The organism is Pedobacter sp. 01N416, from assembly GCF_056399685.1.
On sequence record NZ_JBFTRT010001066.1, the window covers coordinates 1 to 528 of the forward strand.

At 30.9% G+C, this 528-nt stretch carries 1 protein-coding gene; it reads left to right on the plus strand.

What is annotated here, in order from left to right; genetic code table 11:
- Window positions 1-464 (plus strand): hypothetical protein (locus AC1DND_RS29260; RefSeq protein ID WP_477586531.1); only part of this gene is annotated, 464 nt, incomplete at its 5' end.
- Between the last annotated feature and the right edge of the window lie 64 nt (window positions 465-528).

The following is a 528-nucleotide window of genomic DNA, read 5'->3' on the forward strand; positions in this document are numbered from 1 at the left end:
TTTCAAAAGATATTGTTACGGAAACTTTTTTCCGGCATGAAAAGTTCAGGCTAAAATTGGCTCTTGACAATGTTTTTTACATGGAGGGGCAATATTTTGGATCAGTGGAGTTGGTAGGAAATATCATGCCATCGGGCAATTATGAAATCAAAAAGCTATTAAAAGATAATAATTTTATCTTATGCAATAATGTTGAATTTAAGCGGTTTAACGGCCAGACTGGTACCAAATATTATTTATATATTAATCATTTTTCAAATGTTGAATCCATAGAAATTAATCAGTTTCAATTTCTACTGATTAATGAATTTAGCATTCTTACTACATTTGAGGATGCCTTTATAAGAATTGGCGAATACATTGATTTGAAACAGGATTCCGAACAAATCCGCAGGTTAATATTAGATCAGTTCCTTTTCTTATATCAAAAGAATGTTGTAAAATCATCCCCAAAAAACATATGATTGTTTTCATCTCACTATCAAAAAAAAATGAAGAAGTCACAAAAGTGAGGTCTGTGCTTAGCGA